At 27.5% G+C, this 7,582-nt stretch carries 6 protein-coding genes; 5 read left to right on the top strand and 1 reads right to left on the bottom strand.

Annotation, left to right across the window (positions count from 1 at the left end):
- Positions 1-140 precede the first annotated feature (140 nt).
- Entirely contained in the window at positions 141-671 is a 531-nt protein-coding gene (locus E6248_RS10585) for a ClbS/DfsB family four-helix bundle protein (RefSeq protein ID WP_316340773.1), read from the top strand.
- Between the two features lie 127 nt (positions 672-798).
- Here the strand turns inward: E6248_RS10585 and alr are convergent, their stop codons facing one another.
- The gene (gene alr / locus E6248_RS10580) at positions 799-1,956 is read right to left on the bottom strand and encodes an alanine racemase (protein ID WP_316340772.1); all 1,158 of its coding nucleotides are present in this window, start codon (positions 1,954-1,956) and stop codon (positions 799-801) included.
- 120 nt (positions 1,957-2,076) lie between these two features.
- Here alr and E6248_RS10575 point away from each other — a divergent pair, with 120 nt between their 5' ends.
- From E6248_RS10575 to E6248_RS10560, 4 genes are all read left to right on the top strand, one after another.
- The gene (locus tag E6248_RS10575; RefSeq protein WP_316340771.1) at positions 2,077-3,471 is read left to right on the top strand and encodes a PLP-dependent aminotransferase family protein; all 1,395 of its coding nucleotides are present in this window, start codon (positions 2,077-2,079) and stop codon (positions 3,469-3,471) included.
- A 51-nt stretch (positions 3,472-3,522) separates the two neighbouring features.
- Positions 3,523-4,707 (top strand): pentapeptide repeat-containing protein, encoded by a 1,185-nt coding sequence (locus E6248_RS10570; protein WP_316340770.1) that lies wholly within the window; start codon positions 3,523-3,525, stop codon positions 4,705-4,707.
- A 413-nt stretch (positions 4,708-5,120) separates the two neighbouring features.
- Positions 5,121-6,659: a glycine betaine ABC transporter substrate-binding protein gene (locus tag E6248_RS10565; protein ID WP_316340769.1), complete on the top strand. Its 1,539-nt coding sequence runs from the start codon at positions 5,121-5,123 to the stop codon at positions 6,657-6,659.
- Between the two features lie 11 nt (positions 6,660-6,670).
- A complete protein-coding gene (locus tag E6248_RS10560) occupies positions 6,671-7,447 on the top strand; it encodes an ABC transporter ATP-binding protein (RefSeq protein WP_316340768.1) in 777 nt (258 codons plus the stop codon).
- The last annotated feature ends 135 nt before the right edge of the window (positions 7,448-7,582 follow it).

The raw sequence follows: 7,582 nt of genomic DNA, 5'->3' as shown, positions 1-7,582 counted from the left end.
ATAATATATAAATTAGGCAATATGTCTTAAATTATCATATATAAGATATATATCATATATATGAGTGAATTTATATTTACAAAGAAATGTTTCCATAGCATTTAATTTTATACAATGGTATATAAAAGGGGGAAGAGAGGATGCAAGAATACACAAGCAAAAATGAGCTAATAAAGGAAATTGAAAAAACCTCACAGCTATTTATTAAAGAATTTGATGAAGTTTTAGAAGAAGATAAAGAAAAAATGATAGAAGGTGTAGACAGAACACCATTAGAGATGATTGCTTATCAATTAGGTTGGCTAGATTTAATAAGAACTTGGGATAAGGATGAGAAAGAAGGCAAAATAGTTATTACACCAGCTCCAGGATATAAGTGGAATAAACTTGGTGAGCTATATAAAAGCTTTTATGATAGACATGGAGAATATACTTTAGATGAATTGAAAGAAAAATTTAAGGAAGAAGTAAATGAGATTATAAAATGGATAGATAACTTTTCAGAGGAAGAGTTATTTATAGTAGGAAGTAGAAAATGGGCTTCTTCGACTCCATCTAACTGGCCTATATGGAAGTGGATACATATAAATACAGTAGCCCCTTTTAAATCTTTTAGAAGCAAGATACGAAAATGGAAAAAACAGAAGGCACTATTGAAAAATGAAAAATGAAGAATTAAGAATGAAAAATCAATGAAAAAGCTCCTTTAGGGGTTTTAAAATAAAAGAAGATTCAGCAATAGCTGAATCTTTTCCTTAATTGTTAATTACTAATTGATAAATGTTAACTGTCATCTGTCTACATAAGGTAGTTAATTTTTTCTATTTCGTTATTCTTTATATATACTCTAGGAGCTCTTCTTCCAATTAGGCAAAGAACTTCATAGCTTATTGTTCCGATTATTTCTGCCATATCTTCAGCATTGAATTTTACATTTTCTGATTCCCCAAGAAGAATTACTTCATCGAAGGCTTTAACATCTTTGATATCTGTAACATCTACCATAAATTGATCCATACAAACATTTCCGATAATAGGAGCAAGCTGTCCATTAATAATAACTTTACCTTTATTAGATAGGGCTCTTGAATATCCATCAGCATAACCTACTGGAAGAGTTGCTATCTTGGTTTTTCTAGTAGTCTTAAAAGTTTTACCATAGCCTATAAATTCATTTTCTTCTACTTCTTTTAAATGAATTATTCTAGTTTTCCATGTTAATACTGGTTTGATATTTAAGTTATTCATATTAACTTCACTTGAAGGATAATAGCCATATTGAATAATACCAGGTCTAACATAATCACAGTGGCTTTTTGGTAAATCTATAATCGCTGCACTATTAGATAAGTTTTTCTTATTTATTTTTAATCCTCTTTCTTCTAAAACTGATAGTATATTATTATATACTTCTATTTGATAATCAGAATAAGATTTATCAATTGAGTCAGCAGTAGAGAAATGAGAAAAAATACTTTCTATATTTAAATTACTTAATTTTGAAATTTCAATTATATCATTAATATCATTTTCAGTGTTTTTGAAGCCAATTCTACCCATACCTGAATCAATAGCTATATGAACATTAATTATTTTATTAGAGGCTATAGCCTTGTTATTAAGTTCTTTAGCAAAGCTTAGTGTAGATATAGTAGGTTCCACATAATATTTAATTATTGAGTCAATAGCATAGTTTTCGCTAATTCCAAGAAGCATAATTGGAGACTTAATATAATTATCTCTAAGCTCTATAGCTTCAATAATATTAGCTACTGCTAGTTTCTTAATTCCTCTTTCTAAAAGAGTTTTAGAAACTTCTACAGCACCATGACCATATGCATTGGCTTTTACAACTCCGATTACTTCACTTCCTACAGTTTGCTTCTTAATTTCATCTATATTATTTATTAAATTATCTATATTAATTTCTGCCCAAATAGGGTGTAATAAATCCATAAATATTCTCCTAACTATAATTGACTATGTAATAACACTATTGATATTATTATATACATAAACTGAAACTTTGATAAGTGTCAGTTTTAAGAAAGTTAATGGTATCAGTTTGGAGGGTTTATGGATTTTATAACAATATCTTTTGAAAACAATAGTAATATTCCACTATATATTCAGCTTTATAATTATTTTAAAAAGGAAATTGAAGTAGGCAACTTAAAAGCTAATAGTAAACTACCTTCAAAGAGGAAGTTATCTAAGCATTTACAAATAAGTCAAAATACTATTGAAGCTGCTTATGAACAATTAATTATAGAGGGATATATTATTTCTCTGCCTAAGAAAGGGTACTTTGTTTGCGAACTTGAAGAAGTTTTTAAGGGAGAGGAAATAATAGAAGAGGAAACTATTATAAAAAAGAATAAAAATGAATATAAGTATGAATTTTTCTCAAGTAGAGTTGATTTAGATAGTTTTCCCCATGCTATATGGAGAAGAATAAATAAAGAAATAATTAGTGAAGAAAATAAAAATTTACTTCAAATTGGTCACTCTCAAGGTGATAAAAACTTAAGAGAAACAATTTCTAATTACTTAAGATTTTCAAGAGGTGTAAATTCTACTGCAGACAATATTGTAGTGGGTGCTGGTAGTGAATATTTAATTCAGTTATTAATTAACTTACTAGGTAGAAATAAAGTTTATGGAGTAGAGGAACCAGGGTATTATAAAGTAAGGAAGATTTTAAATATTAATGGGATTTATCCAAAAGGAATAAGTTTAGATAATCAAGGAATTAGTATAAGTGAGCTAGAAAATTCAAAAGCTAAAGTCCTTCATATTACTCCATCTCATCAATTTCCATCAGGAATAATAATGCCTATAAATAGAAGAATGCAATTATTATCTTGGGCAAATAAAGATGATGATAGATATATTATTGAGGATGACTATGATAGTGAGTTTAGATTTGAAGGTAGGCCAATACCAGCTCTTCAAAGTTTAGATTCTAATGGAAGGGTTATTTACTTAGGAACATTTTCAAAATGTTTTTCACCAGCTATAAGGATTGCTTATATGGTGCTACCTGATGAACTTATAAAAATATATAGAAAAGACTTTAGCTTTTTAGCATGTACAGTTTCTAGAACTACACAACAAGCTTTATTTAAGTTTATAGAAGAAGGATACTTTGAAAGACATTTAAATAAAATGAGAAATTTATATAAGAAAAAGAGAGAGTTTTTAATAAATCTTATAAATAAATATTTTTCTAATACTGAAATTATAGGCACTAATTCAGGACTTCATTTATTATTAAAAGTTAATAATGGGATGAGCGAAAAGGAATTAATTAAAAAAGCTGAAGAGAATAAAATAAGGATATTAGGTCTATCAAACTCATATATCAATTCAAATATGGAAACTAGTACTGTATTTTTAGGGTATGCTAGCTTAAGTAACGAGGAAATGGAAGAAGCAGTGATATTATTAAAGAAAGCATGGAATTTATAAAAGCATTTAGGAAACAATATAAGCAGAGTATTAAAAAAGGAAGTATTTATTATGGCTTATATTAATTTTAAAGAAGAAAAAGAAGTAGCAATAGATCAACTATATAAAAGAAGAGAGAATAATAGAAAACTTATTAATAGTATTTCAAGTAGCAAAACAATATCGAAACTATATTCACCAAATGAGAAATATAGCTATAAGAATCATAATGAAATTGTTTTTGGTGGTGGCCATCCCAAGTGGGAAGAGGATTTCGAAGAAATTGCAGACTTAGATATTGCATGTGCAACTTTTAATAAATGCATATTTTCAAACGTAAAATTTTTAAGATGTAAATTTATTGGATGTATTTTTAATGAGTGTGACTTTATAGGTGGTGGGGCATTGTTTGAAGACTGTTCTTTTGTAAAAAAAGAAAGCGAAGATAAGCCTAACTTAAATATAGATGATAACTTATCTTGTGAGTTTATAAATTGTAATATATATGCGAAATTCTTTTTATCTAGTTTAGAATTTATTATTTTTGATAATTGTAAGCTTAAAGAAACTACCTTTAATTTATGTGATGTTAGTAGTGGTATGATAATAAATTCAGAGATGAATAAGATATTTATAACAGATTCGAATTTATCAGGCTTTAAGTTAGTAAATACATATATCGAGGATTTAGAATTTAAAGATAAAGATAAAAGTAAGTTAGATGAAAAAACTTTCTTTGATAAGATTGAATTAAGAAAAAAAGATAGGGATGAATATGAAGGTATTTATACTGTATATGAAAATATTGCAGATAAATTTAAGGATAATAATTTAAAAAATAATTTTGGAGAGTATTATTACTTATGTAGAAAGACTCAAAGAAACGTTCTTAAGCCATTACCTAAGATTTCTTCAACTGTCGGACTATTAAGCTGTGGTTATGGAGAGAGACCTATATATGCAGTTTATTTTTCTATAGCAGTTATTATAGTATTTTCAATTTTATATTTACTATTTGGAATAGTACTTAATGGTGAAATAGTAAACTTATCTGATTTATATAATATTAATTTTAGAGAACTTTTAACCTTATATAATGAATCATTAAACCTAAGTGTTGGAATGTTTGCTGGAGTTGGATTAACTGAAGCACAACCATCATCAGCATCCTATATGATTAGTAATGTTGAAATGCTAATAGGTATTTTAATGATGGGAGTAGGAATAGGGGCTTTAGTTAAGAAAATAGTAAGATAAATTTTAATAAAATGCGAAGCATTTTATTAATGAAAGAATTAAAAAATTAAAAAATGAAATAATGCCTAAAAAAATCATTACAGATTTTTCAAAAGGAAATCTTTAAAACAAAAGAGGTTTTGCATTGCAAAACCTCTTCCTTCATTTTTTTCATTCTTTCATTCTCATTAATTTTTTCATTTTACTACAGTAGTATCATTTAGGAAACTATGATACGGAAAAGTGCGTTCTTAACAAAATTTAACATTAGGTGTAACATTATATTATAATTAGTTGCATAAAATTAAAAAAGAATTTTTAAATTAAGAAAAGAGGTAAGAAGATGAGTAAGAAAAATACATATGCTCCTAGAGGATTAAAATATATAAAATTTTCAACTATTGAAATGATTGAGGTTAGGAGTATAAATAAGAATGATTAAAGATGTAATTTTTCAATTAATTGATAAGAAAGAATTTTTTCTAAATCTGTTATTAGAGCATTTAGAGATATCTATAATATCCATAATTATAGCAACTATAATTGGGCTAATTTTAGGTATTTTAATTAGTGAGTATGAGAAAAGCTCAAAAATAGTTCTTGGAATAATAAATTTTATTTATACTATTCCATCAATTTCACTTTTAGGTTTTTTAATTCCACTATCAGGAATAGGGAATACTACTGCAATTATAGCTTTAACTATCTATGCTTTGTTACCAATGGTACGTAATACTCATACTGGTATAACTAATATTGATAATAAAGTATTAGAAGCTGCAAAGGGGATGGGGAGCACTAATTTTCAAATTCTATATAAAATAAAACTTCCTTTAGCTATGCCAGTTATAATAACAGGATTACGTAGTATGGCAACTATGACTATTGCATTAGCAGGTATTGCATCTTTTATAGGAGCAGGAGGTCTTGGAGTTGCTATTTATAGAGGAATAACAACTAATAATGCAGCCTTAACTATAGCAGGAAGTTTACTCATTGCTATTTTAGCTATAGTGGTGGACATGTTATTAAGCTTAATTACTAGATTTTCTAAGAAGAATGTTAGAAAAAATAAAAAACTAAAATGGGTGGCATTAGCAGTAACAATTGTTTTAGTTGCTTCATTAGTAGGTAGAGGTATAGGTAAAAAATCAGATATTAAAACTATTAATATTGCAACAAAACCTATGACAGAACAATATATAATTGGATCAATATTAAAAGAAACTATTGAGGATAAAACAGATTTAAATGTAAATATAATTCAAGGTGTAGGTGGTGGAACATCCAATATTATGCCTGGTATGGAAAATAAAGAGTTTGATATGTATCCAGAATATACTTCAACTGGATGGAACATGGTTCTAAAACACGATGGAGTATATGATGAATCCATGTATGAAGAATTAAAAAAAGAGTATCTAGAAAAGTATAATTATATTTGGACAGGCAACTTTGGATTTAATGACTCTTATGGGCTAGCGGTTAAGAAAGATATAGCTGAAAAGTATAATTTAAAAACATATTCTGATTTAGCAAAGGTATCTGATAAGCTTATATTTGGTGCTGAATATGATTTTTATGAAAGACCAGATGGATACAATAGTTTTGCTGAAACTTATGGATTTAACTTTAAAAGTACAGTAGATTTAGATATTGGATTAAAATATTCTGCGATTAATGAAGGCAAGGTAGATGTTATGAATATTTTCACAACAGATGGACAACTTTCTGTTTCAGATGTTGTAGTTTTAGAAGATGATAAACAGTTCTTCTCTTCAGCTATGGCAGTTATGGTTGTAAGAGCTGAAATATTAGATACTTACCCAGAATTAAGTGATGTATTAGATAGTTTAGAAGGAATTCTAGATGATAAAACAATGGCTGATCTTAATTATCAAGTTGAATCAGGTGGTAAATCTCCAGAAGATGTTGCTAAAGGGTTTATATTAGAAAAAGGAATTATAGAATAGGAGGTTATGGAATGGAAGAGATAATAAGATTTGATAATATAAAGAAAAGCTATGGAAATAAAACAATTGTAGAAGAGTTTAATCTTCTGATTAAAAAAGGAGATTTTCTAACGATAATAGGAAGCTCGGGATCAGGAAAAACTACAATATTAAAAATGATTAATGGATTAATTACACCTGAATCAGGTAAGATTTTTATAAAAAATAAAAATATTGAAGAAGAAAATATCATAGATCTTCGTAGAAATATAGGATATGCAATTCAGGGAAGTGTACTATTTCCTCATATGACAGTTGAAGAAAATATTGCTTATGTTCCTAATTTATTAAATAAAAAAGATAAAGAAAAGACGAAGTTAGCAGTTAAGAAGTGGATGGATATAGTTGGATTAGAAGAAGAGATGCTTAATAGATATCCTGATGAACTTTCAGGTGGACAACAACAAAGGGTAGGGATAGCGAGATCTTTAGCTGCATCACCAGATATTCTTTTGATGGACGAACCCTTTGGAGCAGTAGATGAAATTACTAGAGGACAATTACAGGAGGAAATCTTAAATATTCATAATAAGACTGGAATCACAATTATATTTGTTACACACGATATTTCAGAAGCTATTAAGCTTGGGACAAAAGTTCTTGTAATGAATGAAGGTAAAATAGAACAATATTCAGAACCGAAGGAAATATTAAAAAATCCAGCAACTGATTTTGTAGAGGCATTAGTATCAAGAGAAAGACACTTTTATAATATTACTGATGGTGAGGAGCAAAAATCAATATATTAATGATTATTTAACAAGATTAATACTATATATGTTTCAATAAATAATATACAGCTTGAGATCTTATATAATATAAAATTTATCTGTAATGAAAAACTTATTAAAAGGTTAGAAAGAAGAGGATGGATATAGACATCC

Source organism: Clostridium sp. (genome assembly GCF_032552055.1).
In the GTDB taxonomy this organism is placed as follows: Bacteria; Bacillota; Clostridia; order Clostridiales; family Clostridiaceae; genus Clostridium.
The sequence above is the reverse complement of the archived record's forward strand: the minus strand, read 5'-3'. Positions and strand labels throughout refer to the sequence as shown.